This window comes from Sorangium sp. So ce128 (assembly GCF_051525245.1).
Lineage (GTDB): Bacteria > Myxococcota_A > Polyangia > Polyangiales > Polyangiaceae > Sorangium > Sorangium cellulosum_B.
Map to the genome: position 1 here is coordinate 8,803,549 of NZ_CP150313.1, position 26,437 is coordinate 8,829,985.

The 26,437-nt window shown below is 73.4% G+C and carries 18 protein-coding genes; 9 read left to right on the plus strand and 9 right to left on the minus strand.

From position 1 onward, the window contains the following. Positions 1 to 25: 25 nt before the first annotated feature. From WME82_RS33490 to WME82_RS33515, 6 genes are all read right to left on the minus strand, one after another. Entirely contained in the window at positions 26 to 1,306 is a 1,281-nt protein-coding gene (locus WME82_RS33490; protein WP_438038614.1) for an aspartate kinase, read from the minus strand. A 111-nt stretch (positions 1,307 to 1,417) separates the two neighbouring features. Then, on the minus strand, positions 1,418 to 3,961 hold the full coding sequence (locus WME82_RS33495; protein WP_438038615.1) for a tetratricopeptide repeat protein: 2,544 nt from the start codon (positions 3,959 to 3,961) through the stop codon (positions 1,418 to 1,420). Between the two features lie 78 nt (positions 3,962 to 4,039). Then, entirely contained in the window at positions 4,040 to 4,633 is a 594-nt protein-coding gene (locus tag WME82_RS33500) for an MlaC/ttg2D family ABC transporter substrate-binding protein (protein ID WP_438038616.1), read from the minus strand. Between the two features lie 365 nt (positions 4,634 to 4,998). Next, positions 4,999 to 6,483 (minus strand): sensor histidine kinase, encoded by a 1,485-nt coding sequence (locus tag WME82_RS33505; protein WP_438038617.1) that lies wholly within the window; start codon positions 6,481 to 6,483, stop codon positions 4,999 to 5,001. After that, positions 6,483 to 7,700 carry a type II secretion system F family protein gene (locus WME82_RS33510; RefSeq protein ID WP_438038618.1) on the minus strand — a complete coding sequence of 406 codons (1,218 nt, stop codon included), beginning with the start codon at positions 7,698 to 7,700 and terminating at the stop codon, positions 6,483 to 6,485. Before WME82_RS33510 ends, WME82_RS33505 begins: the two co-directional genes overlap by 1 nt. 571 nt (positions 7,701 to 8,271) lie before the next feature. Beyond that, positions 8,272 to 9,147: a protein-L-isoaspartate O-methyltransferase family protein gene (locus WME82_RS33515; protein ID WP_438038619.1), complete on the minus strand. Its 876-nt coding sequence runs from the start codon at positions 9,145 to 9,147 to the stop codon at positions 8,272 to 8,274. A 152-nt stretch (positions 9,148 to 9,299) separates the two neighbouring features. On the opposite strand from WME82_RS33515, the gene WME82_RS33520 reads away from it, so the two are divergent. The 3 genes from WME82_RS33520 to WME82_RS33530 all read left to right on the plus strand — a co-directional run bounded on the left by WME82_RS33520 (position 9,300) and on the right by WME82_RS33530 (position 12,922). Continuing rightward, positions 9,300 to 10,442: a serine hydrolase domain-containing protein gene (locus WME82_RS33520; RefSeq protein WP_438038620.1), complete on the plus strand. Its 1,143-nt coding sequence runs from the start codon at positions 9,300 to 9,302 to the stop codon at positions 10,440 to 10,442. Between the two features lie 74 nt (positions 10,443 to 10,516). After that, positions 10,517 to 12,391, plus strand: coding sequence for an ABC1 kinase family protein (locus WME82_RS33525; RefSeq protein WP_438038621.1), 1,875 nt, complete (start codon positions 10,517 to 10,519; stop codon positions 12,389 to 12,391). 9 nt (positions 12,392 to 12,400) lie between these two features. Further along, the gene (locus WME82_RS33530) at positions 12,401 to 12,922 is read left to right on the plus strand and encodes a hypothetical protein (RefSeq protein WP_437740559.1); all 522 of its coding nucleotides are present in this window, start codon (positions 12,401 to 12,403) and stop codon (positions 12,920 to 12,922) included. 83 nt (positions 12,923 to 13,005) lie between these two features. Here the strand turns inward: WME82_RS33530 and WME82_RS33535 are convergent, their stop codons facing one another. Beyond that, a complete protein-coding gene (locus tag WME82_RS33535) occupies positions 13,006 to 15,573 on the minus strand; it encodes a protein kinase domain-containing protein (protein WP_438038622.1) in 2,568 nt (855 codons plus the stop codon). Between the two features lie 159 nt (positions 15,574 to 15,732). Between WME82_RS33535 and WME82_RS33540 the strand changes: the two genes are divergently transcribed. The 5 genes from WME82_RS33540 (at position 15,733) to WME82_RS33560 (ending at position 21,259) form a co-directional block, all read left to right on the plus strand. Continuing rightward, positions 15,733 to 16,428 (plus strand): TIGR00266 family protein, encoded by a 696-nt coding sequence (locus tag WME82_RS33540; protein ID WP_437765230.1) that lies wholly within the window; start codon positions 15,733 to 15,735, stop codon positions 16,426 to 16,428. Between the two features lie 20 nt (positions 16,429 to 16,448). Then, positions 16,449 to 17,117 (plus strand): TIGR00266 family protein, encoded by a 669-nt coding sequence (locus WME82_RS33545; RefSeq protein ID WP_437740562.1) that lies wholly within the window; start codon positions 16,449 to 16,451, stop codon positions 17,115 to 17,117. 15 nt (positions 17,118 to 17,132) lie between these two features. Then, on the plus strand, positions 17,133 to 17,819 hold the full coding sequence (locus tag WME82_RS33550) for a TIGR00266 family protein (RefSeq protein WP_438038623.1): 687 nt from the start codon (positions 17,133 to 17,135) through the stop codon (positions 17,817 to 17,819). 307 nt (positions 17,820 to 18,126) lie between these two features. Beyond that, the gene (locus tag WME82_RS33555) at positions 18,127 to 19,638 is read left to right on the plus strand and encodes an FHA domain-containing protein (RefSeq protein ID WP_438038624.1); all 1,512 of its coding nucleotides are present in this window, start codon (positions 18,127 to 18,129) and stop codon (positions 19,636 to 19,638) included. 166 nt (positions 19,639 to 19,804) lie between these two features. Then, positions 19,805 to 21,259, plus strand: coding sequence for a GDSL-type esterase/lipase family protein (locus WME82_RS33560; RefSeq protein WP_438038625.1), 1,455 nt, complete (start codon positions 19,805 to 19,807; stop codon positions 21,257 to 21,259). A gap of 2 nt (positions 21,260 to 21,261) precedes the next feature. On the opposite strand, the gene WME82_RS33565 is transcribed toward WME82_RS33560, so the two are convergent. After that, positions 21,262 to 22,872 (minus strand): NTP/NDP exchange transporter, encoded by a 1,611-nt coding sequence (locus WME82_RS33565; protein WP_438038626.1) that lies wholly within the window; start codon positions 22,870 to 22,872, stop codon positions 21,262 to 21,264. Positions 22,873 to 23,116: 244 nt separating this feature from the next. Between WME82_RS33565 and WME82_RS33570 the strand changes: the two genes are divergently transcribed. Further along, complete coding sequence (locus WME82_RS33570) at positions 23,117 to 24,613, plus strand: BamA/TamA family outer membrane protein (protein WP_438038627.1); 1,497 nt, start codon at positions 23,117 to 23,119, stop codon at positions 24,611 to 24,613. Positions 24,614 to 24,644: 31 nt separating this feature from the next. On the opposite strand, the gene WME82_RS33575 is transcribed toward WME82_RS33570, so the two are convergent. Further along, on the minus strand, positions 24,645 to 26,420 hold the full coding sequence (locus tag WME82_RS33575; protein WP_438038628.1) for a hypothetical protein: 1,776 nt from the start codon (positions 26,418 to 26,420) through the stop codon (positions 24,645 to 24,647). Positions 26,421 to 26,437 lie beyond the last annotated feature (17 nt).

A 26,437-nucleotide genomic window follows, 5' to 3' on the forward strand; every position in this document is an offset into this window, starting at 1 on the left:
GTCCTCCGCCTCGCGAGCGGCGCGCTCAGCCGCCGACGAACGACGCGTGCAGCAGGCGCTGCGCGGCCGCGACGTCCGCGGCGTCGACGAGGGCGCCGAGGCGCAGGGGGCCCGCGACCGTGAACCGAGGCGCGATGCCGGCGCGCCCGAGGACCTCCACGAAGCGCGCGAGCGGCTCCGCCGTCGCGGAGAGCCCGTCGCCGACGACGCTTACCGCCGCGAGCCCCTCGACGAGCTCGAGCGACGGCAGCAGCGCGGCGAGCTTTCGCCTGGCCCCCTGCCACTCGGGCACGTTGAGGAGCGGGATCACGAACGCGCCGCCGCCGTGACCGAAGGAGAGATCCCGGAAGCCCAGCCCGAGCTCGCCCGCCACGCGGAGGACCTCGTCGAGCCGGAGCCCGCCGTGCGCCCGCGCGAGGACGACGTTGCCCTCGGCGACGATCGCGCGCGCCGCGAGCGCCGGAGGCGCCGAGCCCGGCGCGAACCGGCGCACCACCGTCTCCCGCGCGCCGGGGCCGGCGTCGAAGGTCGACCGCGCGACCAGGGCCACGCCGGAGCGCCGCGCCCACTCGACCGCCTGGGCGCAGACGACCTTCGCGCCGCACTCGGCCATCTCCTGGAGGACCGCGCAGTCGAGCTCGGGCAGGTGACGGGCGTCCGGGACGACCCGCGGGTCGGCCGAGTACACGCCGTCGACGTCGCTGTAGATCTCGCAGCGCTCGGCGCCCAGCGCCGCCGCGAGCGCCACGGCCGTGGTGTCGGAGCCCCCGCGGCCGAGCGTCGTGATCTCGCGGCGGTAGCTCATCCCCTGGTAGCCGGCGACGATCACGATGCGGCCGCGGGCGAGCTCGTCCTCGATGCGGAACGGGCGGACCTCGATGATGCGCGCGTCGAAGTGGCGATCGTTCGTGAGGATGCCGGACTGGGAGCCCGTGAACGAGATCGCCTCGAAGCCCCGGGCCTGGATGGCGATCGAGAGGAGCGCCATCGAGACGCGCTCGCCGGTCGAGAGCAGCATGTCGAGCTCGCGCCGGGGAGGATCCGCGGCCGCGCTCGCCGCCTGCCGGGCGAGCGCGAGCAGGCCGTCGGTGGTCTTGCCCATCGCGCTGACCACGACGACGACGTCGTTACCGGCGCGCTTCGCGGCGACGACGCGCTCGGCGACCTTGCCGATCCTGTCGACGTCGGCGACCGATGAGCCGCCATACTTCTGCACGATGATCGGACGGCCCGCCTTCGCGGGCGAGGCGCCCGGCTCGCACGGCGAGCCCTCCTGCTGGGCGCGGTTCGACGGCTGCTCGGCCATGCTGCACCTCCAAGCGCTGCGCGCGCTGCGCAAGAGCTCGGGCTATCACGGGCGCGACGCGTGGGCCAAGCGCGCGCCTCCGCCGCGAGGGCGCGGGCCGCGCGGGCGCGCTCAGGCGAGCTCGCTCTGGAGCAGCATCTCGTAGAGCTCCGCCTCCGAGTCGCGCCCCTCGGCCCGCGCCCGAGCAGCGAGCCGCGCGAGCACGTCGCGCCGCCGCGGCGCGACCTCCAGGCGGACGGCGTCGTCCCCCTCCTCCATCCGCGCCGAGAGCAGGGCGAGGAGATCGAGATCGCGACCGAGCCGATCGAGCACATCGGCGAGCGCCATCGCCACCCCCTGATCGGCGGGATCGGCGCGGAGCCGATCGGCCAGCCGCTCGGCCAGGAGCTCGTCGTCGACGCCGAACGCGCGGGCCAGCGGCACCTGCCCCTCCGCCAGCGTGACGCTGCTGGGGATGGGCGCCGTGAGGTCGGTCGACGTGTCGGTACCATCGAGCGTGGGCATCTCGTCGATGGTCCCGGGGTCGATCGGCGCGGCCTTGGGCGGGGAGGCCGGCGCGCGGGAGACAGGGGGAGGCTTGTTCGGCGCCGGAGCGATCACCACGGGCTCGGGCGGGACCGTGCGCCGGCGCGGGGCGGCGACGTGGACCTCGATCCGCTGCTCGGCCGCGCGGGGCCGCTGGACCGGGCCAGGCGGCGCCGCCGGGGCAGGCGCGACCGGCGGCGCGATCTCGCCCGAGACGCGGCGGAACGCGGCGGTGATGCCTGGATCGCGCGGCCGGAGGCGCAGCGCGAGGCCTAGCTGTCGCTGCGCCGCGAGGAGATCCCCCCGGGTTCGCTCCTCGATCTCGGCGGCCTCGACGAGCAGGGCCGCGACGGCGGCGGCGCCGTCGCCGAACGGCGCTCCCCTCGCGCGACCGGGGCCCGCGTCGTCCGCGCGGCCCTGGAGGGCGAGCTCCACCGCGTCGCGCAGCCGCCCGAGCGCGACCGACGCTCCCCCGAGATCGCCGAGCCCGGCGCACCAGCGGCCCTCGAGCAGCCGCGCCTCCAGCGCCTCCGGCACGCCGGGCGGGACGCTCCGCACGCGCGCGATCGCCGCCGGGAGATCCCCCGCGATCTCCGCGAGGCCGCGGCCGAGCTCGAGATCGAGCGCGCACGCGGGCGCGCCGCTGCGCGCGGCGAGGGCGCGCGCCCGGGCGAGGAGGTCGAGCGCGCGCCTCCCCTCCCCCGCCGCCCGCAGCGAGCGCGCCAGGCCCGCGACCACGTCGGGGCTCTCCGGCGCGTAGCGGAGCGCCCGCTCGAAGAGCACCCGCGCGTCGGCGACGTCGCCCCGCGCGAGGAACGCCTCCGCGGCCCTGCGAGACACGGCGTGGCGCGCCTCGGCGCCGCGCGCGGAGGCCTCGAGGTGCTCGGCGTCCGCGAGCGCGCCGCGCACGTCGGCGACGTCGAGCCGCGCGTGGAATCGCGCCCACCGCAGCGCCTCGATCCCGGGCGCGCGCGCCACGCCGAGGTTCAGCGCGTCGAGGCGCACGTCGACGGCGTCCGCGAGCGCCGCCGCGCGCAGCCACGCGAGCGCGGCGAGCGGGCCGTAGGGCTCCGCGTGCGCGGCGCGTGCGAGCGCGGAGAACGCGCCGTCATGATCGCCGACCGCCTCGAGGAGCGCGCCGCCGAGGAGGCCGGCGTCCACGGCGGGCATGGCGTCGACGACGGTCGAGAGCGCCCCCTCGGCGCGCTCGCCGATCACGAGGTCGAGCCAGGCGAGGCGCGAGGAGATCTCGGGGTGCCGCGGGGCGCGCTCCAGCGCGGCGAGGTAGGCGCGCCGCGCCTCGTCGAGCCCGCCCGCGAACGCGAGCTCGTCGGCGGCGCCCGCGAGCTCGGCCGCCTCGAGCGCCCTGAGCGCGCGGTCGCCGAGCGCGGGAGGCGCCGCGCCGAGCGCGCCTTCGGCGCGGAAGCGGCCCGCCTCCGCGGTGACCACGGCCCACTGCACCCCCTCCACCGCGGGCGCCCGCGCGCCCGCCGCGGGCAGGAGCAGGCGGACGATCCGCTCGACCGCGGCGTCCAGAACGATCGCGCCCTCGACGAGGCGCCCGTGCGTACCCGCCATCATCGAGAGCGCCTGCAGCGCGAGCGCGTGCGGCGGGGCGGCGAGGCCGATGCCGCGGGCGCGCTCCGGCAGGAGCCTGAGCGCGCGCTCCCCCGGGGCCACGGCGACGTCGAACGCGAGCGCCGTCTCGCCGGATCGCAGCGCGACCAGCGCGCCGTTCTCGATGGGCGCGATGATGAGCTGCGGCGCGCCGTCGCCGAGGAGGCCGCGGAGCCGCGGCGCGGCCCAGCCGGCGAGCTCGGTCCCCTGCGCCTCGACGGAGAGCCGGACGAGCTGGCCACGCCGGTGCCGGAAGCGCGCCACGCCGCCGGAGAGGTCGACGGGGAACCGGATCCCGGCGAGCCGCACCACGAGCTCGGTGACGCGGAGCGGACCGAGCGCGAACGGCTCCCCGAGCTCGATGGCGAGCGCGCCCTTGCTGACGGCGAGCCGGAGGACAGGACGGTCGTCGGGCGGGCGCGGGGCCGCGCCGCCGCCGGGCGCGAGCGCGCGGATCGACGGCGCAAGGCCCAGCGCGCGCGCCGGCCGGCCGCGCCTCTGTCCAGCAGCCATACCCGCCAAGGGTATCAACCCGGCGGCATTTCAGGCGAGTTCACGGCGATCGCGCCGGACGAGGCGCGGCGGGGCGGGTCAGACGTCGCCCTTGGCGAGCTTGTCCTTCATTTTCTGGATGAGCGCCGGGAACCCATCCTTCTTGATGATCTTCGTGAACTGGGCGCGGTAGCTCCCCACCAGGCTGACGCCCTCGGTGACGATGTCCTGCACGCGCCAGACGCCGCCCTTCTCGGAGAGCTTGAAGGCGATCTCGACCGGCTCCTCGCGCGCGTCCTTCCTGGAGAAGGCCTTGGTCTTGACCGTGATGGCGCTGCCGCTCGCAGTCTCGCTGAGGTACTCGACGTTGAAGTCGAGCGTCTTCTTCAGGTTGCGCTCGTAGGCCTTGCGCACCAGCTGCTTGAGGAGCTCGCTGAACTGCTGCTTCTCGGCGTCGGTCCGCGCGGCCCACTCGCTGCCCAGCGAGGCCTCCGCCAGCGCCGAGTAATCGAGCATCTCGTCGAAGACCGCGCCCACCTTCTTCTGGTTCTCGACCCCCCCCTTCTTCAGGAGGTCGAACAGGGCCGTCTGCTTGGCCTTGACGACGTCCGTCGCCGGCCCGGCGCTGGCGAGGCCCACCGGGCCGAGCGTGAGCGCGAGCAGCGAGAACGCCGCCGCGAAGAGATGGTTCATCCTGCGTGTCACGTATGGTTCTCCTTCTGTGCCTGCGGGCAGCGAGCGCGCCTCGGGAGGCTTCTACTGCTCACCTTGGTCCTACGCAAACGGCCTGCCAGGTCGGACGCAGGGCCCGGCGGCCCGGCGACGTCCCGCCCCTGCTCTCCATGAACACCGCGAAAAGAGACAGCAATCCGACTGCACTGGCCCGCTCCCCAGGGGCAGACGACGGCCTCGGCGGCCTATTCACGCGCGGCGGCGGGCTCGGCCGCAATCTCCCGGCTGGGCGCCCGGAGAAGCTCGTGCGCGGCGCAGCGGGGCGTGAACGGAGCGCCACGCGTCCGATGTGACGATGCATCGACCGCGGCCGCGCGGGCTCCGCGTCAGCCCGCCGGGCGCGATCGTGGGGAGAGCTCCGCGGCGACGGCGAGGCGCTCCGCGCCGCCGGACTCCGGCGGCCGGTCCGGGACCCTCACCCGGAACGCGGTGCCCTCGCCCTCGCGGCTGTCCACCTCGATCGCGAAGCCGTGATCGTCGAGGATCCGCTTCACCACGGCCAGGCCGATGCCCATGCCGTGCGTGCGGGTCGTGAAGAACGCGTCGAAGAGGCGATCGCGGGCGCCCGCGGGGATGCCTCGCCCCTTGTCGCGGATCTCCAGGAGCCAGGCGCTCGGGTCGCGCCAGAGGCGCACGGTCACGACGGCGCCCGCGGAGCTCGCCTGGATCGCGTTCCGCACGAGGTTCCAGACGACCTGGCGCATCTGGGCCGCGTCGGCGGTCACCGGCGCGGACGACGGCCCATCGAAGCGCACCTCGACGTCGCTGCCGCGGCCCGAGCGCCCCGCGAGCACGACGACGTCGCGGGCCGTCGCCGAGAGGTCCACGCCCTCGAGCGTGGGCACCCGCGGGCGCGACAGATCGAGCATGTCGCCCACGAGGTCGTTCAGGCGCGCGGTCTCGCGCTCGATGATCTCGCAGAGCTTGCGGTCCTCGTCGGAGAGCGTCCCGCCCGTGCGGAGGAGCTCGATGGATCCCGCGATCGAGCCGAGCGGGTTCCTGATCTCGTGGGCCAGCCCCGCGGCGAGGCGGCCCAGCGCCGCGAGCCGCTCGGCTTGCTCCGCCCGCGCGGTGGCCTGCTCCGCCCGCGCGGTGGCCTGCACGAGCCGGCCGCCCGTCGCGCGCAGCCGCTCCGCCAGGTAGCTCGCGAGCAGCGTGACCACCACGATCGCGAGCAGGTTGACGAACATGGGGTACCGCAGCTCGCCCCACTGCGTCGCGTACGCCCCGGCGGGCTGATCCGGCGGCACCCCGAGGAGGTGCAGCCCGAGCGCCGCGCACAGGACGAGGTACGCCGCCGCCCCTGACGCCGCGGCGACGATGGCGCCGGGGAGCCCGAGGAGGATCGCCCCCGTGAGGCAGGTGAGGCCGTAGAGCGACGTCGCGCCGCTCGATGCCCCGCCGGTGATGTACACGAGCGCGGTCCAGGTGATCTGATCGGTCACGAGCTGCGCCCGCGCGATCGCCCGGAGGGCGCGGTTCATGCGCAGGAACACGGCGTAGATGCCGGAGACGCCGTACGCGGCGGCGACCGTGACCAGCGCGACGTTGCTGGAGAAGCTCCCGGGGGTGAAGCCGCCGAGGTACACCGCCGCGGTCACGACGAGGAAGACCGTGAGCACCGCGAGGCGCAGCGCGATGAGCCAGGTGAGCCGGCTCGCGAGCGGCGCCTCGGCGCCGCCGGGAGCGCCGGACGGGAGCAGCATCGCCGGTGTCGAGGCGCGGGCGTCGCGCGGCGGCGCGGCCTCGGCGTGATCTCGCGGCGCCCCGGCCTCGCCGCCCGGGCTCGCCGGGGAGGCCGCGGGCGACATCACTCCGCCTTGATCTTGCCGGCGAGATCGAAGATCGGCAGGTACATCGAGATGAGCACGACGCCCACCATGCCGCCGACGATGACCATGAGGAGCGGCTCGAGCAGCGACGTCAGCGCGGCGACGGCGACGTCGACCTCCTCTTCATAGAAGTCGGCGATCTTGTTGAGCATCGTGTCGAGGGCGCCGGTCTGCTCGCCGACCGCGACCATCTGCACGACCATGCCGGGGAAGACCTGCATCTCACCGAGCGGCTCGGCCATGTTCTTCCCTTCGGAGATCTTCTGGCGGGAGTACATGAGGCCCTCCTCCACGACGACGTTGCCGGCCGTCTTCGCGACGATGTCGAGCGCGTCGAGGATCGGCACGCCGGAGCCGAGCAGCGTGCCGAGCGTGCGCGAGAACCGCGCGACGGCGATCTTCTGCATGACCGGGCCGATGATGGGGAGCCTGAGGATGAGGCGGTGCACCATCCGCTTGCCGGACGGCGAGCGGTAGAAGTAGGTCGCGCCGACGACCGTGCCCACCGCCACGACCACGATGAGCGGGAGGTAGGTGACGAACGTCTTCGAGACGGCGATGACGATCTTCGTGAGCTGCGGGAGCGCGTCCTTCGCGCCGAACTCCGCGAACATCGTCTCGAAGGACGGGATGACGAACGACATCAGCACGACCATGACGACGATCATGATCACGATGACGGCGATCGGGTACGCGAGCGCGCCCCGCACCTGGCGCGCGAGCTTCACGCGCTTCTCGATGTAGATCGCGAGCCGGTTCAGGATGCTGTCGAGGATGCCGCCCACCTCGCCGGCCTGGACGAGGTTGACGAACAGGTCGTCGAAGATCTTCGGGTGGCGCCGGAGCGCGTCGCTGAACGTCGCGCCCTGCTCGACCGTGTTCTTGATGTCCTTCAGCGCCGCCTGGAAGATCTTGTTCGGCTCCTGGTTCGCCAGGATCTCGAGGCACTGGACCAGCGGGAGGCCCGCGTCGATCATCGTCGCGAACTGGCGGATGAACTTGACGAGGTCCTTCGGCTCGACGCCCGAGCCGAAGCTCAGGCTGAGGCTGAGCTGCGCCCCCTTCTTCTTGACGCGGGTGGGGTTGAGCTGCTGAGCGCGGAGGCGGTTCTGCACCGCCGCCTCGTTCTCGGCCTCCATGGTGCCCTTCCGGATCTCTCCGGTGCGGCCGCGCGCCTCCCAAACGAACTCCGCCATAGTGCTCCCGGTCTTCTCCCTGGTCCACGACGGGCCTAGCCGACGCGCAGGGGCGGCCCCGCCTCGGGGAGGCCAGGATAAAGTTCCAGGCGGTCCAGGGTCAAAGACGGTGGCGCGTTCTCTGATCCGGCAGGGGGGGCGGTGGGGGGCGGTGCGACGGGACGGGGGACGGGGGACGGGGAAGGAAAGGAGAGGGCGCCACGCCGAGCAGCACGCGCCGGCGGGGGTCTCCGCGCGGCGGGGGCGGGCGGGCGCTCGGCCATCCGCCAAGACGGGGACCGAAGCGCTTACGCTGAGAACACCGCCCGGCATGTCTCCCTTCGGGCCATGCCACCTGGAACGTTTCGTCGCGCGCCACACAAGGCGCGCCTGAGACGCCGCGCCCCCTGACACCGGATGGCACCTCGGTCGGTGCTCGCCGCGCCCACCCGCCCCCGCCGCGCGGAGACCCCCGCCGGCGCTCACCTCGATCCCAGCCCGACAAGTCCTACCCGATCCGGAGGACGCGGCGTCTGGTCCGGATGGGTCAACACCGGACGGCGAAGGCGTCGGTACGTGGCCGCTGCGAGAGCTAACTGTGCCCGCGCTCCGCCACGTAGCGGACCGCGCCGTGCACCTCGCGGAGGAGCGCGCTCTGCCGGCGCTCGACGCGCACGAGCTCCTGGTGGCCCTCCCACGCGCCGACCGGCGCGACAAGGACGCCTCCGTCGCTCAGCCGCGCCTCGAGCGCCGTGGGAGGCTCGGTCAGCGCGTACGTCACCGCGACCTTCCAGGGCCGCTCCGACGGCGACGTCAGCTCGCCCGCGAGCACGCGCTCGGCGAGCGAGCGCCCGTCGCCGCACAGCAGCGTGACGCCCGCGCCCTCGTCGGACGCCCCGGCGGCGCTGGCCGCGAGCGCCTCGTCGCCCTCCTGGCGATCCGGCCGCGCGCCGAGCAGCCGAACCGCGCGCGCGTGAAGCACGGGGTCGATCTCGATCGAGGCGACGTGCCCGGTCGGGCCGACGATGCGCCGCGCGAGCGCCGCCCCGTAGCCGGTGCCCGTGCCGAGCTCGAGCAGACGGTCACCCGGCCCGAGATCGAGCAGGCTGTACGTGAGCAGGTACGCGTGCGGCGCGCTCACGGTCGCGTGCCCCGCGCGGTCGAGCGGCAGCGGCGTGTCGTCCGCCGACGCGGCGAGATCCTCCGGAAGAACGAAGCGCTCGCGCGGCACGAGCAGGATCGCGTCCAGGTAGTGGGCGAGGAACTCGAAGCGGCGCGCGAGCTCGGCAACGAGCGGCGCCCGCGCGACACGCCCGGCCTCGGCGAGCTCGACGTCGCACGCGATGGCCGCGTCGAGCCGCTCGGGGACCGGCTCCCAGCGATCGGGCCGGCGATCGTCGTACCTCGCCGCAAGCGCGGCGAGCGGCGCAACGGCGGCGCGTATTTCGGTGCCCACGGGAGAAGCCACGGGGAGATCCTGAAGCAGGACCGCCCGTGCGGCTCGATTTTTCGGGGAGCGCGTCGCGATTGTCCACGCGTCGTCCGGCTCATCCGCCGAGTCATCCAGCCTGCCGCCAGAGCTCGTTTGACAGGGGCACCCTGCCCTCCTCATCCTCGGCCATGACCCCCGTCGATCTCACGCCGATCGCAGCGCTCGCGATCGAAGCGCACCGCGCCACGCCGTGCGCGTGCGTCGCCGCAGCCGCGCGCACGCGAGACAACGTCCGGTACGGAGCGGGCGCCGCTGGACACCTGTGGCTGGAAGGCAGCCCGCCGGCCGGCGCCCGCGGCGCGGCGCCGGCCGCGGCGACGGGCGACGCGATCTTCGATCTGGCGTCGGTGACGAAGCCGTTCACCGCGCTCGCGTTCGCCCGGCTCGCCCGCGCAGGCAAGGTGAGGTTCGACGAGCCGCTCGGTCAGGTGCTTCCGGAGCTCGCCGGCACGCGATCGGCGCGCGTGCCGCTCGAGCTCCTCGCCGCCCACCGCGCCGGGCTCGAGGCGCACCGCCCGCTCCATCCGCCCGGCGACGACGCGCCGATCGATCCCCTCGGCGCGCTGCTCGCCTGCGCGAACGGGCGCCGCGCGGAGTGCGAGGGCGATCCGCCCGCCGGCGGGTTCCCGCCGGTGTACAGCGACCTCGGGTACCTGCTGCTCGGCGCCGCGGTCGCGCGGCGCGGCGAGGCCGAGCTCGACGAGGTCGTCGCGCGGGAGGTGACGGGCCCGCTCGGGCTCGCGGTCGCGCCGGTCCGCGCGCTCCGGCGGCGCGAGCCGCGGTTCGACGAGCGCGTCGTCCCCACCGAGGACGTCGCGTTTCGCGGGGGCGTGATCCGCGGCGCGGTGCACGACGACAACGCCTGGACGATCGCGCGCGACGGGATGGCAGGGCACGCGGGCCTCTTCGGCGACGCCATGTCCGTGGCGCGGCTCGGGGTCGCGCTGCTCGAGGCGCTCGCGGGCGAGCGCCCGGAGTGGCTCTCGCGCGACGAGGTAGAGCGGCTGATCGCGCCGCGCCCGGGCGGGTCGCTGCGCGCCGGGTTCGACGGCAGGAGCGGCGAGAGGCCGAGCTCCGGCGCGCGCTTCGGCCCGCAGACCTTCGGCCATCTCGGCTTCACAGGGACGAGCCTCTGGATCGATCCGGAAGCGGAGCTCGTCGGCGTGCTGCTCACGAACCGCGTCCACCCGACGCGCGCCTCCGACGCGATCCGTCGCACGCGGCCCGCCGTCTACGACGCGATCGCGGAGGCCATGGCGCGGGCGCGATGACGCGAGGGCGGATGGCGCGCCGCATCGCTCCCGCGTTTTCGCGGGCCGGCGCGGAGCGATGCTAGGCTGCCGCGGTGTCACACGGCGCCGTCCCCGAAGAGCTGGGCCCGTCCTCCGGGCTGGTTCGCTCGCCCGCAGAGCCGCCGCGCGCGCCCGGCGAGCTGCCCCCGGTCCAGCGCGAGCACGACGCGGTCGACGCGCCGAGGCCCCCCGGCGCGGGTGATGCCCCGCCGCCCGGGTCCGCCAGGGCGCTGCGGCGCGCGCAGCCCTCCGCCGCGAAGCCCAGCTCGCTCCGCCAGAACGCCGCGCAGAGCGGCCGCTTCATCCGCGCGTACCTGACGACGTTCACCGTCCTCGCGAGCTACCTCTGGTTCTTCTTCCTCCGCCGCCTCTTCGGAGACACGTGGGCGAACAACCGCGTGGACGAGGTCCATGCGAGGAACGCCCGCCGCATCGAGCGCACGATCGTCGAGCTCCAGGGCCTCTTCATCAAGGTCGGCCAGATGCTCAGCATCATGGCGAACTTCCTCCCCGCGACCCTGCGCGCGGGGCTCGAGGGGCTGCAGGACCAGGTGCCGCCGCGCCCCTACGAGGAGATCGAGGCGCGCATCGCCGAGGAGCTCGGGCGCCCCATCGGCGAGGTCTTCGCCCGCTTCCACAGGGAGCCGCTCGCGAGCGCGTCGCTCGGCCAGGTGCACGAGGCGTGGCTCATGGACGGCACGCGCGTGGCCGTGAAGGTGCAGCACCGCGACATCGACGAGATCGTCCGCCTCGACCTGCTCACCATCCGCCGCATCATGGCGATCGTCGCGCAGTTCGTCCCCGTGCAGGGGCTCGACGCCTACTACCACCAGATCCGCTCGATGATCCTGGAGGAGCTCGACTTCGTTCGCGAGGCCAGGAACATCGTGCGCATCGCCGACAACTTCGCGAAGCAGCCGCAGGTCCGGTTCCCCCGGCCCATCGATGCCTACTGCACGCGCCGGGTGATGACGACGACGTTCGTCGAGGGCATCAAGGTGGGCGACGTCGCGGCGCTCGACGCGCACGGCGTCGATCGCAAGGCGCTCGCCCGGCAGATCGTGCAGGTCTTCTGCCAGCAGATCTTCATCGACGGCGTCTACCACGCGGATCCGCACCCGGGGAACATGCTGGTCGGGCCGGGCGGGGAGCTCATCCTGCTCGACTTCGGCGCGGTCGCCGAGCTCTCCCAGGAGATGCGCGAGGGCATCCCCGAGTTCCTGGAGGCCGTGATCCGCCGCGACACGGAGGGGATCATCAAGGCGCTGCGCAAGATGCGCTTCTTCTCGCGGCGGGACGCCGTCGACGTCAGCGAGAAGGTCGTCGAGTTCTTCCACCAGCGCTTCCAGGACGAGGTGAAGCTCGAGTCGTTCAACCTGAAGGACATCAAGCTCGATCCGCAGAAGGGCATCGAGAGCCTGATCGACCTCCGGCGCATGAACATCGGGCTGAAGGAGCTCTCCGGCGCGTTCCACGTGCCGCGCGACTTCGTGCTGCTCGAGCGCACCCTCCTCCTCTTGACGGGCGTCTGCACGCAGCTCGATCCGGACCTGAACCCGATGGACGTCGTGCGCCCCTACCTGCAGGACTTCGTCCTCGGCAGCCGCGACTGGGCCCAGATCGCCCTCGAGGCGGCGAAGGACATGGGGATCAAGGCGCTGACGATCCCGGACGATCTGCGCAAGTACCTCACGCGCGCCAACCGCGGCGAGGCCGAGGTGAAGATCCGCGGCCTCGCCCAGGCCGCGTCGCTCGTCTACACGGGGGTGCGCCAGCTCATCTACGCGGCGCTCGCGATCGCCGCCGGCTTCGCGGGGCTCCAGCTGTACCTGGCTGGCCAGGCGGCGCTCGCGCGCTATTGCCTCTACGGCGCCGCTGCGGCCGGCGCGCTGCTCGCAGGGAGCCTCCTGTTCACGAACCGAGGGTGACGACACGCCATGAGCTCGATCGATCTGTCCCAGTACGAGGCCGACGTCGCGGCCGCCGAGGCCGAGGTGACGCGGATCAGGGAGGCGAACGCGGCGCTCGCCGAGGAGTACCGCGGCGTTCCCGCGGAGGACGCGCGCGAGATCCTCCGCCGCGGCGCGGCGTCGCTCGCCGCCGCGCGCGACCGCTGCGAGGCGGCGCGCGTCGCGCTGAAGCTCGCGCAGACGACCGGCTCGCCGCACGGGCTGCTCGCGAAGGGCGGGGTCGTCGCGGGCTCGGTGGCCGTCGCCATCCCCGCCGGCTCGTCGAGCGTCGAGCGGGCCCGCCTCGTCGACGAGGCGCTCTCGGCCGAGCTCACCGGCGCCGCGCGCGATCTCGGCGTGGTGCTCGCCGCGCCCGCCGAGCGCTACACGCGGGAGCGCCCCGGGCGCGACGCGGAGGGGCGCACCATCCTGGAGGTGTCCGGGCACGTGGAGGGCGATCTGCTGATGCCCGCCGTCTCCAAGGCGGCCAAGAACGCGCGCAGGAGCTGAGCTCCGCGCGCAGGAGCCGAGCTCCGCGCGCGAGGCGCTCGCATGCCCGCGCGCGCTGAGCTGCACGCGCGACGCCGCGGCGCTCAGCCCCGGAACGCGGCGATGATCGCCGCGGCCCGCTCCTCGACGCGCGCGCGGAGCGGGGCGAAGCGCGCGTCCGCGCGCGCGCGGTCGAGCACCGTGCAGCGCTGCATCCAGAAGGCGTCGAAGAGCCCTGCGTCCACCGCGCCGGCGAGCACGCGGAAGAGCGCGTCGTCGTCGCCGAGGAAGGCGAGGATCTCGGCGTACATCTGGAAGAAGAGCGGGCGCAGCCGGCTGCCCGGCTCGGAGCTGTCCACCTTCGCGCTCAGGAACGCCCGCTGCTCGTCCGAGAGCCGCGACGTCGCGAGCACGTCGCGGTAGATGCGCGCGTACTGGATCGGGATGGTCTCCGCCGCGAGCGGCAGATCGTCGATGGGGAACGCGGCGCCGCGCCACAGCCCGAAGCGGGCGCGCATCACCGCCTTGTGAAAGCGGCTCGACGGGTCCTCCGCCGGCAGGTCGAGCAGCACGCCGGCCGCCGGCCAGTCGCCGAGCAGCGCGCGGCCGCGCGCCAGCTCCCAGCGCGGGAACGGCTCGCTCGGATCGAGCGCCAGCGCCGTGTCGAGCCGGAACATCGCCTCGTCGACGAGCCCCGCCTCGAGGAGGATGCGGCCGAGCAGCTCGTGCGCCTTGGCCAGGCTCGGCGCGCACTGGAGCGCCTTGCGCAGCGCCGGGACGGCGCCGACCGGATCGCCCGCGCTGAAGCGGACCGTGGCGAGGGCCACCCACGGCTCGCCGAGCGCGGGGGCCAGCGCGATCGCCCGCTCGGCGGCCTGCTGCGCCTTCGCGAACTGCGCCGCGCCTTCACCCCGCGCGCCCATCAGCCGCGCGAAGGCGATCGCGTAACCGGACAGGATGCTCGGATCGTTCGGGGAGAACGACAGCGCCTCCTCGAACAGCGCAACGGCCGGCGCGGCGTCCCCGTACCAGAGGCGCCGCATCTGGTGGCGCGCGCGCAGGTACAGGTCGATCGCGCGCGGGTCGCTCGGCGACTCGCGCTCGCGGCTGGCGGCGTCGACGGTGAGCGCCGCGGCGATCGCGCTCGCCGCGTCGTCGCTCACCGTGAGCAGCGCCTCGGGCGAGCTGTCGAACCGCTTCGCCCAGAGCTGGAACCCGTCCTCGACGCCGATGACGCGCACGGTGACGCGCACGCCGCCAGGCGGCATGCGCGACGCCGGCCGCGAGTACGGCGCCGGGGGCTGCGAGCGCGGCCCTTCCGGGGCGTAGCCGCTGCCGGTGCGGCGGATCGACCCCTCGACGACGACCTGCACGCCGAGCTCGCGGCCGACATCCCTGGGCTCGCGGCCGTCGAGCCGCACCCGGGAGACCGCTGCGCGCGGCCGGACCTTGAGGCCGGCGGTCATCGACAGGGTGTCGGTGAGGTCCTCGGTGAAGCCGTCGGCGAGGTACTCGTCGTCCGGCGCGCCGACGTTGCGGAACGGGAGCACGGCGACCGTCTTCAGCGACGACGTCGGCGTCGGCGCGGGCGTGGGCGCGGGCGCCGCCAGCGTGGGCGAGTTGAGCCGCCGCTGCGGCGCCGTGACCGCCTCGACCGACGACGCGGCGACCCGGGTCGGGTTCTGCTCGATCGGCTGCGGCGCCGTCGGCGCGGCCGTGGCGGAGGACGCGGCGATGGCGGACACGAGCGACTGCGCCGGCTGCGGGGCGATCGACAGGCGCGAGCGCGCGAGCAGGAGCGCGCGGTGGGCCTCGGCCGCGCTGGCGTAGCGGTCCTCACGGCGGATCGCCATGCACCTCAGGACGACGTCCGCGACGGGGAGGGGCACGTCCGGACGGACGGAGCGCGGGTCGGGCGGCGGGGACTTGAGCCTTGACATGGCGGCCGCGATCGCGCCGGCGCCCGGCCACGCGCGCCGGTGGGTGAGGCACTCGAAGAGGATCATGCCGAGCGCGTAGATGTCGGTGCGGGCGTCGAGGTCGGGCTCGCCGGTCAGCTGCTCCGGCGACATGTACGCGGGGGAGCCGAGCACGAAGCCCTGCGACTCGCCGGCGCTCGGCCCGGACGAGGTGCGCGCGATGCCGAAATCGGTGATGACGACGCGCCCGTTCTTGTCGATGAGGACGTTCTCGGGCTTGAGGTCGCGGTGCACGATGCCCGCCGCGTGCGCGGCGCCGAGCCCGTCGCAGAGCGAGCAGCCGATGCCGATGGCCTGCTGCGACGGCATCGGGCCCGTCCGCGCGAGAACGCCGTGCAGCGACTCGCCCTCGACGCACTCCATCGTGAGGAACTTCTCGCCGTCGTGGTCGCCGAAGTCGAACGTCCGCGCGACGTTCCTGTGCGTGACGCGGCGCGCGAGCTTCACCTCTTGCCGGAAGCGCTCGAGCATGCCGGCGGAGTCAGCGAGATCACGACGGAGCATCTTGAGGGCGACCACCTCGTCGAGCTCCACGTCGCGGACGCGGTAAACGCTGCCCATGCCGCCGGTGCCGAGCAGGCCGAGGATCTCGTAGCGCCCGGCGATGCGCTGAGGCGCCGCGACGAAGCCAGACCCATGGCTCGGCTCGCTGCGCGGCGTCGGCTCGGAGGCGGTAAGTCGCCTGTCGCTCACCCGGTCAGTCTACCCAGGCTGAAGGGCAGAAGTCAGCGCGAGCGAACCGCTGGACAGAAAACATGAAATTCGCCGCATCCTGCTCACCTCGACATACCTTCTTCCCGCTTCCGCTCCTGGCGTCGCTCCGTTATATGTACGCGCTCCGCGGGTGGACGAATGCAGCATCGCACCAAGCATGAGCCGTCGTCCTCTCTGCTGGAGGTGAGCCTCGATCCGGGCGAGGCGCTGCTCGCGGAGGCGGGCGCGATGGTCGCGCGGTCGCCGAGCCTGCGGACGGAGGTCCGGCTCAACGCGGGCCGCGGGGCCGGGCTGCTCGGGCGGCTCAAGGCGTTCTTCGTCGCGCTGCTCCGGAAGCTCGCGGGGGGCGAGACGTTCTTCGTGAACCGGATCGAGGCGCCGGAGGGCGGGTGGGTGTGGCTCGCCCCACCGCTCAGCGGCGGCATCAAGCACGTCCGCCTCCAGGGAGAGACGGTGCTCTTCGGCGCGGGCTCGTACCTCGCGAGCGCGGGCGACGTCGACGTCAAGGTGCGCTGGGGTGGGCTGCGCGCCATCCTCGCGCGGGAGGGCGTCTTCTTCATCGAGGCCTCCGGCGTCGGGGATCTCTGGATCACGAGCTACGGGGCGATCGAGGAGCTCCCGTGCGACGGCTCGCTCGTCGTGGACAGCGGGCACCTCGTCGGGTTCGACGCGTCGCTCGCGCTCACGATCAGGAGCCCTGGCGGCGGGCTCATGGGCCTCATGGTCTCTGGCGAAGGCGTGGTGTGCGAGCTCTCGGGCCGCGGCCGCGTGCTGATCCAGTCGCGCAGCGCCGGCGCGCTCGTGGGGTGGCTCGCGCCGCTGCTCCCGCCCTGAGGGAGCGGCGGAGACGTCCGATGCAGGTGAATCTCCTCTACCGTCCCTCCCAGGCCCTCGCGCAGTGCTGGCTCGACCCGGGCGAGCGCGTGTTCGCCGAGAGCGGCGCGCTCGTGGGCATGTCGACGAACGTGCGCGTGGAGACGCAGTCGGGCGGCATCATGTCGGGCTTGAAGCGGATGCTGGCCGGAGAATCCTTCTACAGGAACGCGTTCGCCGCGGAGGGCGGGCGCGGAGAGGTGCTGTTCGCGACACCGCTGTCCGGGGACATGGCCGTGCTGGAGGTGGGTGACCGGCAATGGTGCGTCCAGAGCAGCGCCTATGTCGCGTCCAGCCCCGATGTCGAGGTGAGGACGCGCTCGTCCGGCCTGCGCGGCTTCTTCTCGGGGGCAGGGCTCTTCGCGCTGGAGACGGCGGGGCAGGGGCAGATGATCATCGGCGCGTTCGGCGCGCTCGAGGAGCTCGAGGTGAGAGGCCACGTCGTCATCGACACGGGGCACATCGCAGCGTGGGAGTCGACGCTCGCCTGCCGGATCGGCAAGAACACGTCGACGTGGCTCGGCACGTGGCTCTCGGGCGAGGGCCTCGTCTGCCACGTCGAGGGGAACGGCAGCCTGTGGGTCCAGTCGCGCAACGCCGGCAGGTACGGCGCGGCGATCGGCGCGCGGCTCGCCCCGCGGCAGCCCTAGAGATCGGGGGACGGCGTGCGCGACGAGATCCGAGGCAACCCCGAGTTCGGCGTGCTCCACGTGACCTTCGAGCACGCCGGCGAGCAGATCGTCGCGGAGAGCGGCGCGATGGTCGCGCGCGACGCGGCCATCGACATGAAGACCAGCCTGCAGGGCGGGCTCGCCAGCGCGCTCAAGCGCAGGATGACGGCCGGAGAGAGCCTCTTCCAGAGCACCTTCACGGCGACGGCGCCCATGCAGTCGATGCGGCTCGCGCCGGCCCCCGAGGGCTCGATCGAGCGCCTCGTGCTGCGCTCGGGCATGGAGGTGTTCCTCCAGTCGGGCGCCTATCTCGCCTCCACGCCCGGCATCACGTTCGACACGAAGTGGCAGGGGGCCAAGGGCTTCTTCGCCGGCGGCCTGTCGCTGCTCCGGGCGTATGGCGAGGGGCTGATCTGGTTCTCGAGCTACGGCGGTATCCACGCGATCGACGTCGGTCGCCAGCACGAGGGCTATCTCTGCGACAACACCCATCTGCTCGCGTTCACCGAGGGCCTGAGGTACCAGGTGCGCAAGCTGTCGGGCCTGAAGGGCCTGTTCCTGTCCGGCGAGGGGCTCGTCTGCGAGTTCCAGGGGCACGGGCGGCTCTGGCTGCAGACCCGGAACCCGGGAGCGCTCTCGGCGTTCCTCCATCCGTTCCGGCCCGTGGGCGGCGGCCACTAGCTCCGCCCGCCGGAGGTCCGGCCAGGCCTTCCGGGATCGCCGCGCCGGCGGGCGGCCTGCCTGGCCCGCCCGGTGCTTGCCCGGCGCGCGCGACGATCCGAGACGCGCTCGTGGATTTCGGCGCTGGCGACGGCGCGGTCCCGGTCGTCCGCCATGGGCCGGCGCGCCGTCATTGCCTTCCCGGAGGCGGACTCGCTAAAGTAGTCCCGCCTCGCTGAGGAGGCTCGTACGGCGAGCGGTGGGGTGCCACGGATCCACCGGGGCTCGCGGGGCGAGCCTGGCCCCGCCCGAGTACCCCGAACCCGCTATGTGGAAGCTGACGATCGAGGATGACGAGGGGAAACAGACGGGGCTCCCCCTCGCCCATGAGGAGTACGCGCTCGGACGCGGAGAGTCGAACTCGATCCGGCTGACCGATCGCAACGTCTCGCGCACCCACGCCACGCTGGCCAAGAACGGCCAGGGCTGGGTCATCCGGGATCTCGACAGCTACAACGGCACGTACGTCAACGGCGGGCGCGTCAACGGCGAGCAGCACCTGCGCCACGGCGACCTCGTGCAGCTCGGCGACTACCGCATCGAGATCGTCGATGAGGCGCTCTCGTCCGCCGTGACGAGCCCGACGCCGCCGCCGGGCAGCCGCAGCACGGCGCACCTGCCGCTCCACACCCGCCCGAACCGGCTCGTCATGGTCGTCGGCCCCACCCCCGGCGCGGAGTTCCCGCTCGACGGCGAGCGCTTCACGATCGGGCGCTCCGAGGACGCGACCATCTCGATCAACCACAGCTCCGTGAGCCGCCTGCACGCCGAGCTCATCAGCCTCGGCAGCGGCCGCTACGAGGTCGTCGACAAGCAGAGCGCGAACGGCGTGCGCATCAACGGCGTCGAGCTCAAGCGGGGCCTGCTCGAGGCGGGCGACGCGCTCGAGCTCGGCGACGTCCGCCTCCGCTTCGTCGCTGCTGGCAAGATCTTTCGCGCGGGGCCGGACGGCGGGCCTGGCGTGGCGCCGGGCGCCTACGGGAGCGTGGCCCCCTCCGCGCAGTCGTCCCGCTCGCTCGGCGGGGCGAGCAAGGCGATGGGGCTCCTGCTCGCGGTCGCCTTGATCGTCGTCATCGCCGTGATCGTGGCCACGCGCGCCCGGTCGCACGGGTCCACGACGCCCGAGCCGGACGTGAGGCCCGTGGTGGCGGCGCAGGCGGGCGACGACGCGCAGATCCTCGACGCGGCGCAGGAGCACTTCCGCTCGGGGAACATCGACGCCGCGCACCGGAAGCTGCAGGAGATCGCCGAGACGTCGCCGGTCCGGGAGACGCCGCGCTTCAAGGAGATCGAGGAGCGCTGGGCAGAGGGGATGTTCCGGCAGGTCGAGCAGGCCGGGACCAAGGCGGAGAAGCTCGCGCTGCTCAACGAGATCGCGAAGACGACGGGCGTCCCGACGGCGCTCCGCGCGCGGGTGGCCGAGATGCGGCGGCAGGTCGACCCGGAGGCGCCGCCCGAGCCGGAGCCGGTGCCGCAGCACGTCGGTTCGCCGGCGTCCTGGCTGCCGCAACCCGCGCCCACGCCTGCGCCCGCGCCATCGGCCTCGGCTTCTGCCTCGGCGCCGGCGCCCTCGGCCTCGGGCGCCGCGCCGGCGAGCTCTGGCCTCGACTCGAGCTCGTACCCCGCGCAGCGGCGGGCGCTCGAGCCGAAGGTCTGGAACGGGAAGGCGTCGGCCAGCGAGATCAAGCTGCTGCGCGCGATCTGCATCCACCAGGGCGACGCGGTCTGCCGCGACAAGGCGACGGCGGCCCTGGACAAGCTCGAGAAGAAGGGCCTGTAGCCGCCGCTTCCATCCTTCTTTCCCACGTGCGTCGATGACCTCCAGGAGCAGCACCAGGGCTCGCGAGCCGGCCGTCCACGCGCCGGATGCGCGCGAGGCCCACGTCCACGAGGCGCCCCCGCCGGGCGGGCGTGATGTGCCTCCGGCTGGACGCGGCGGACGCTCCGTGACCGTGAGCTCGCCGGCGCGGAACGGGCTCGCCTCGCCGGCTGCCCGGGCGATGGCGACGCTCGCGCTGCTCGTGCTCGTCCCCTACGCGCACCCGAGCCTGTCGCGGCTGCGGGTGCTCACGCCGCTGCCCGAGGGGGAGGGGCTCGTCGTGGTCCCGGCGCCGGCGCCGATGGCATCGGTCGGCGAGACGACGCTCGTCACCGAGACCACCGAGCAGGCCGAGCTGCGCCAGCCCGAGGAAATCGCGCTGCCGGCCGCGGCCGCCGAGCTCATGCCGGCGGCGGTCGCCTCCGAGGGCAAGCCGCCGCGGCCGATCGAGGACCCGAGCGGCAAGGCGATGACGCCGTTCTTCCGCGCGCTCGCGGCGGTGGAGCGCAAGGCGCCGCAGTCGATCGCGCGCATCACCTACTTCGGCGACTCCATCGTGGCGAGCGACTTCGTGACGGCGACGCTGCGGCGCAAGCTGCAGAAGCGGTTCGGGGACGCCGGCCACGGGTTCATGCTGATGGCGAACGCCTGGCCGGGATATTTCCACAACGACGTTGTCCGCTTCGCCGGCCCAGGCTGGCAGGTGAGCCGCGTGGTGGGCCCGTTCGCCAAGGACGGGCTCTACGGGCTCGGCGGCGTGTCGTTCCGCTCGCAGGGCGCGGGGGTGTTCTCGCGCTTCGCCACCGCGGAGTCCGGGACCTACGGGCGCGCGGTCTCGCGGTTCGCCGTCGATTACCTGAAGCACCCCGAGGGCGGGCGGATGGAGATCAAGATCGACGGCGAGAGCCGCGAGATGATCGACACGCGGGCCGACGCGGCCGGCTCGGCGATCGCGACCTACGAGGTCCTGGACGGGCCGCACGCCATCGAGGTGCGGGCGCACGGCCCGGGGGTGCGGGCGTTCGGCGTCTGGATGGAGCGGGACACGCCGGGGGTGGTGCTCGACGCCATCGGCATCCAGGGCTGCCGCATCCGCTTCCTCGACAAGAGCGACGACGCCCATTTCGCCGAGCAGCTGCGCGCGCGGAGCCCGTCCTTGACGGTGTTCCACTACGGCATGAACGAGAGCGAGGACGGCGAGCTGTTCCCGCTCGATCAATACGAGTCGACGATGAAGGCGGTGCTCGAGCAGGTGACCGCGGCGCTGCCCGGGTCGTCGTGCCTGCTCGTGGGCCCGATGGACCGCGCCGACAAGAAGGGCGAGGTGTACCGGAGCCGCCCGGTGATCCCGAAGCTCGCGGCGATCCAGCGCAGGGTGGCCGGGCAGGTCGGCTGCGGCTACTTCGACACCTTCGGCGCGATGGGCGGCTCGGGCTCGATGGGGATCTGGGTCCAGCGTGGGCTCGGCGGCGCCGATCTCGCGCACCCGTCGGGCGCGGGGGCCGAGGTCATCGGCCGCTGGCTGTACCTGGCCTTGATGGACGCCTACGAGGGCTGGAAGGCGAACGCCGCGCGGCCCTGAGGCTACGCAGCCTTGAGATCATCGGACGCCGCCGGCTCGTCCGCGGCGCGCCGCCTGTGCTCCCGGGCGATGCCGGCCACGACGCCGAGCCACACGAGCCCGAGGGCGATATTGATCATGGCGAAGTGGCGAGTGGAGAGCGCGAGCACCTGGCCGGCGATCACCCCGACGGCGGCGAGCACGTCGCCCGCGCGGACGACGAAGGTGTCGATGGCCGCCTTGGCGCTGTACTTGGCGTCGCGGCCGACCGGCAGGAAGAGCGCCTGCCGCGCGGTGTTCTGGATGGAGTAATCGGTGCTGTTTTCCGCGATCTTCGCGACGCGCACGACGGCGAGCGCCGGCAGGACGGCGAGGGACGCGTAGCCGAGCAGAGCGATGGCCGGGAGGATGAACAGGGCGAATCGCACGCCGAGGTACTTGAAGATGCGGGAGACGAAGAAGAGCTGCAGGACGACGCCGAACGTGTTGACCCAGTAAAAGAAATCCCCCTTGAAGGTCCCGATGATCGCGCCGAGCGCCGCCTTTTTCCCCTTCTCGGTGCGCGGGTGGACGAGCCCCGCCTCGGCGCCCTCGACGATCTTGCCGCCTGCCTCGACGTCGAACGCGCCGCCCTTGACGGCGGCGATCTTCCCTTCGAGCAGGCGCGACGCCTGCGGATCGACGAGGTAGACAGGCGCGCCCGCCGCGAGCGGCGCGCCCGGAGCTGCGCCGGCGGGGGCCGCGTCCGGCGCGCCGCGCTGCTCGCTTCCCGGGTCGAGCGCGCTCGTGGCGGACTCGATCAGGGTGCGATCGAGGATGTACTCGCCCGTCGAGTTCACCCAGTTGAGGACGAGCGTCAGGCCGGCGATGAGGAGGAGATAGCGGTCGCGCGCGATGATCTTGAAGCCGCCCGCCGCGCCCCCGGGCGGCGCGTCGGCCTTGTCCGCGGCGCCCTTCGAGCCCGCGAGGTCGTCGCGGTGGACGAGGTAGGTGAGCCCCAGGCAGGCGAGCAGCACGCCCGCCGCGAGGAGCATCATGTTGTAGGGGCCGATCGGCACGTAGACGCGCTTCGCGATCTGCGCGCCGAACATGGCGCCGAGCGAGCTCCCGATGCCGACGATGGCGAAGAGCCGCTTGCCCTGCTCGGGCGTGTAAACATCGTTGGCGAAGGACCAGAACTGCGCGATCACGGTGAGGTTGAAGCAGCCCACCCACAGATAAAAGGGCACCCCGAGGGGGACGCCGAGGCGCGCGAGGAGGAAGAAGAGGACGAGGTTCGCGGCGAAGAAGAGCGTGAGCGCCGTGGTGAGCTGCATGCGCCCGAAGCGCCTGGCCAGGGCGCCATAGGCGCGGACCACGCCCACGAGGAGGAGCGCCTGGCCCGCCGCCGCGTAGGCCTTCACCTCGGCGCCGTCGAAGTCGAGCCGCCGCCCGCCGATCTCGAGCCCGCCGCCCGCGAGGATCAGCGGCTCGCGGACCACCTTGAGGAGATAATAGCCCGTGAGCAGGAGGAATACGTTCAGCGTGAGGACGAGGACGCTGAAGACCTCGCGCGGCTTCACCTCGGCGAAGATCGCAAGGAGCCTGTGAAGCACGCCCCGGGCCCGTGTCTCGTTCTCGCCTGTGCTCGCCACCCGCCGCTCCATGCCCGGAAAACCGCCGTTCTGGCGGCACCGGCACAGGACCGATGCCGAGCGCGGGAGGCTATCGAGCCTGGTCCCGGCCGGCAACCTCCCTCTCGCGTGTGAACCGCCGCACCCGCCGCGCCGTCGCGTGGACGCTCGACAGGCGCGCGCCGCGCAGACAGGCGTCTCTCGGGTCGGGAACTCCGCTATGCTCCCGCGCCGCGACGTGTTTCCGTGCGAGAGGCGAGGCGGATTGGGCACCAACGAGGAGGGACCGACGCGCGCGCTCGGCACGGCCTTTCGGCGGCGCGCGGCCGCGCTCGCGAGCTGCGCCGCGCTGTCGCTGTCACTGTGCGCCGAGGCACAGGCCGCGCCACAGGCGGGGGGCGCCGTGCCGCCGCCCGTGGTCCCGGGGGCGCCGCCGGCGGCGCCTCGCGCGCCGGCAGAGCCTGCTACGCGGCCACGGCCTCCCGCCGCGGCGCCGCTTTCGCCCGGCGCGAAGCGCCCTGTGCCGGACTACGACGGTCGCCCGGACGAGGCGACGAGCGCCGGCGACGCGCTGCTCTGGGTGCCGCGCGTCGTGTTCTTCCCCGCCTACCTCGCCAGCGAGTACCTGGTCCGGCGGCCGCTCGGCGTTCTCACCGTCGCGGCGGAGCAGGGTGAGTGGATCAAGGAGCTCAAGGACATCTTCACCTTCGGGCCGAACAACAGCATCGGCGTCGTCCCGACGGCGCTCTTCGACTTCGGCTTTCGCGAGAGCGTCGGCGTTTACTTCTTCTATGATGACCTGTTCGTCCCCGGCAACGAGCTCCGCGTCCACGCCGCGACGGGCGGGGTCGACTGGTGGAGGCTCACGGTCGCCGACCGGATCCCCCTCGGCGGGCGCGCTCACCTGAAGCTCCGCGGCGAGGCGGACACCCGGCCTGACTGGCTGTTCTCCGGGATCGGCCCGAGCTCGCTGGAGCGCGGCTGGGCCCGCTACAATGCCCGCAGCGTCGAGGGGACGGCGACGCTCCACGCCGATTTCGGGGCATTCAGCTTCGTCGAGGCGATCACCGGCGCGAAGACGGTCGACTTCCACGACGTCTGTTGCAAGCGGACGGTCGGCGTCCGGGTCGCGCGCGGCCGTTATCCGATGCCGCCGTCGTACGACACCGGATACACCTCCTACCGGATCGGGGCCCGGGCAGGCCTCGACTCGCGACGGCCGCGCCCGGCGCGGGGCAACGGCGTCCGGCTGGAGCTCTCCGGAGAGCACGCCGTCGACCTGGAGCGGCCGCTGGAGAGCCGGTGGCTCCGCTACGGCGGCTCGCTGGGCGGGTTCGTCGACCTCACCGGGCACGATCGCATCGTGAGCCTCGTCCTCTCGGCGGCGTTCGCCGACCCGCTCGGCGCCGCGGAGGTCCCCTTCACCGAGCTCGCCGAGCTCGGCGGCGACGCGCCGATGCGGGGTTTCCGCGAAGGGCGCCTCCGCGGGCGGAGCGCCGCCGCGGCGACGCTCGAGTACCGCTATCCGGTCTGGGCGTTCGTCGACGGCACGGTGCAGGTCGCCGCGGGCAACGTGTTCGGTGAGCACCTCCGCGATTTCGATCTCGACCTGCTCCGCATGTCGTTCGTGCTCGGCCTGCGCACGAGCGGCGAGCGTGACCACTCCATCGATGTCCTGATCGGCTCGGCGACCGAGACCTTCGAGCAGGGGGCCGGCCTGCAGGAGCTGCGGTTCATGGTCGGCGCGACCCACGGCTTCTGATCGAGCGGCAGAGGGTGTCCCGAGGGGAACCTCAGTCGGGCGGCTCGGCCTCGTCGGGGCGCTCGATGCCGACGAGCTTGTAGCCGCGGCGCGGCCCGAGGTCGTAGAGGTGGGCGCGCAGCGGACCGGGCGCCTGCCCGTTCAGGACATCGATGATGGCGTAGCGCGAGGGCGCGTCGTCGGGCGCGCCGCCGTCCGCGGCGATGTGGGGGAGCGAGAGGCACACGCGGCCGTCCGGCGAGGGGCGCACGACCGGCCGGGCGCGCAGGGCGAGCGCCTCGCCGGCGTACATCGCGGCCTCGTAGCGGAGGTCTTGCGGGCGCGCGACGCCGGTGCGCCGCGCGAGATCGACGCCACACAGCGCCGCCGGCGAGGCCAGGGCGACGTCGGCGATGGGCGACAGACGCGTCAGGTACCGCGCCATGATCGCGCGCTGTCGCGAGAGGAGCTTGCCGATCAGGAACGCGGTGTGCCGCGGCGCCGTGAAGTCGCCGGTCTTCACGGCGGCCTCGATGAGCTCCGGCGTGAAGCGCGCGAGCGTCCGGGCGGCCCAGGCGCCGTCGAGCTCGGTCATCCGCCCGAAGGCCGGGTTGGGGTAGCCGCCGCGCCAGGCCTCCGGCTGGAAATCGCGATCGCTGAAGAAGCCGAAGATGTCGCCCTGCGGATCGTGGCTGGCCCGGTCCCAGGGCCGCTCGGGGATGCCGAGCGTCACGAAGTCGAGGAGCGCGTACTCGGCGTCGAAGTAGAAGGCGTGGCCGAGGCGCTTCGAGATCTCCTCCCACTCCCACTCGCTGCCGAAGCAGTCGCCGAGATCGATGGTGTAGTGGCGCACGTGGCCCGGCGACGCGTCCTTGTCCTTCGGGTCCTCGGCGAGCCAGACATCCATCGAGTTCTGCTCGCGCGAGTCGAAGTGGTTGAGCCAGGCCGCGAGCAGGCGCCCCCCGCGCAGGTCGCGGCGATCCTCGTGCGGGATGACGTCGTTCGGATCGTCCTCCCGGGTCCCCTCGTACCTGAACGGGCCGATGGCGCGGCCCGGGAGCCAGCGCGAGGCGACCATGCGGACCCGGTCGCCGCGCTTCGAGGCCTTGGCGAGCACGCCGTCGAGCGCCGCCTGATCGAAGGGCCTGGCGACACCGCTGTTGTCGGTCACGGTGAGCCCGGGCGACAGCTTCAGGATCGACGGCTTCAGGTAGACCACGCTGTCGCACGGCGCCCAGAAGCCGGCGGCGTGGTAGAGGCGCGCGGCGATGGCGGTCGCGCCGGTGGCCCGCTCGGGCTGGTCCGAGGGGTCGGCCTTGAGCATGAACTTGCCGACGCCCTCGACCTTGATCCGGAAGCCGGGGTTCGCGCCGTTCGGCTTGCCCATGTCGATGACCCAGGACCCGTCCGGCGCCTCGGGATCGAGCGTCTTGTCGCCGCACGGCCCGCGCACCAGCTCCTCGGCGGAGAACGGCCGCTTGCCGAGCCGGTTCGTGAACCAGCTCGAGTCCGGCACCTCGTCGACGCTGTTCACGTTGGCCGCCTCGCCCCCTGGATCCACGGCGAAGAACCGCGACACCGGGCGGAAGACGAGGTTGTCGGCGGCGTCCCACGCGAACGAGGACTCGTAGGGCGCGGGCGAGCAGAGGCGGTGCTGCGGATCGTCGCTGGGGGCCTCGGGATCGGGCCGGCAGGGCAGCGAGACGGGGCTCAGGTCGGCGTCGCGCCAGACCGGATCGCGCAGGGGGAACCGGCGCACGTCGCCGCTGCACGCCGCGCTGAGCAGGGCGAGCAGCGGGAGAGCGCGGGTGAGCGGCGCCTTGAGCATCGGCGGGTGATGGTAGT

Coding starts and splice junctions, on each gene's coding strand:
- WME82_RS33490 (WP_438038614.1), bottom strand. CDS start 1,306: ATGGCCGAGCAGCCGTCGAACCGCGCCCAGCAGGAGGGCTCGCCGTGC.
- WME82_RS33495 (WP_438038615.1), bottom strand. CDS start 3,961: ATGGCTGCTGGACAGAGGCGCGGCCGGCCGGCGCGCGCGCTGGGCCTT.
- WME82_RS33500 (WP_438038616.1), bottom strand. CDS start 4,633: ATGAACCATCTCTTCGCGGCGGCGTTCTCGCTGCTCGCGCTCACGCTC.
- WME82_RS33505 (WP_438038617.1), bottom strand. CDS start 6,483: ATGTCGCCCGCGGCCTCCCCGGCGAGCCCGGGCGGCGAGGCCGGGGCG.
- WME82_RS33510 (WP_438038618.1), bottom strand. CDS start 7,700: ATGGCGGAGTTCGTTTGGGAGGCGCGCGGCCGCACCGGAGAGATCCGG.
- WME82_RS33520 (WP_438038620.1), top strand. CDS start 9,300: ATGACCCCCGTCGATCTCACGCCGATCGCAGCGCTCGCGATCGAAGCG.
- WME82_RS33530 (WP_437740559.1), top strand. CDS start 12,401: ATGAGCTCGATCGATCTGTCCCAGTACGAGGCCGACGTCGCGGCCGCC.
- WME82_RS33540 (WP_437765230.1), top strand. CDS start 15,733: ATGCAGCATCGCACCAAGCATGAGCCGTCGTCCTCTCTGCTGGAGGTG.
- WME82_RS33545 (WP_437740562.1), top strand. CDS start 16,449: ATGCAGGTGAATCTCCTCTACCGTCCCTCCCAGGCCCTCGCGCAGTGC.
- WME82_RS33555 (WP_438038624.1), top strand. CDS start 18,127: ATGTGGAAGCTGACGATCGAGGATGACGAGGGGAAACAGACGGGGCTC.
- WME82_RS33575 (WP_438038628.1), bottom strand. CDS start 26,420: ATGCTCAAGGCGCCGCTCACCCGCGCTCTCCCGCTGCTCGCCCTGCTC.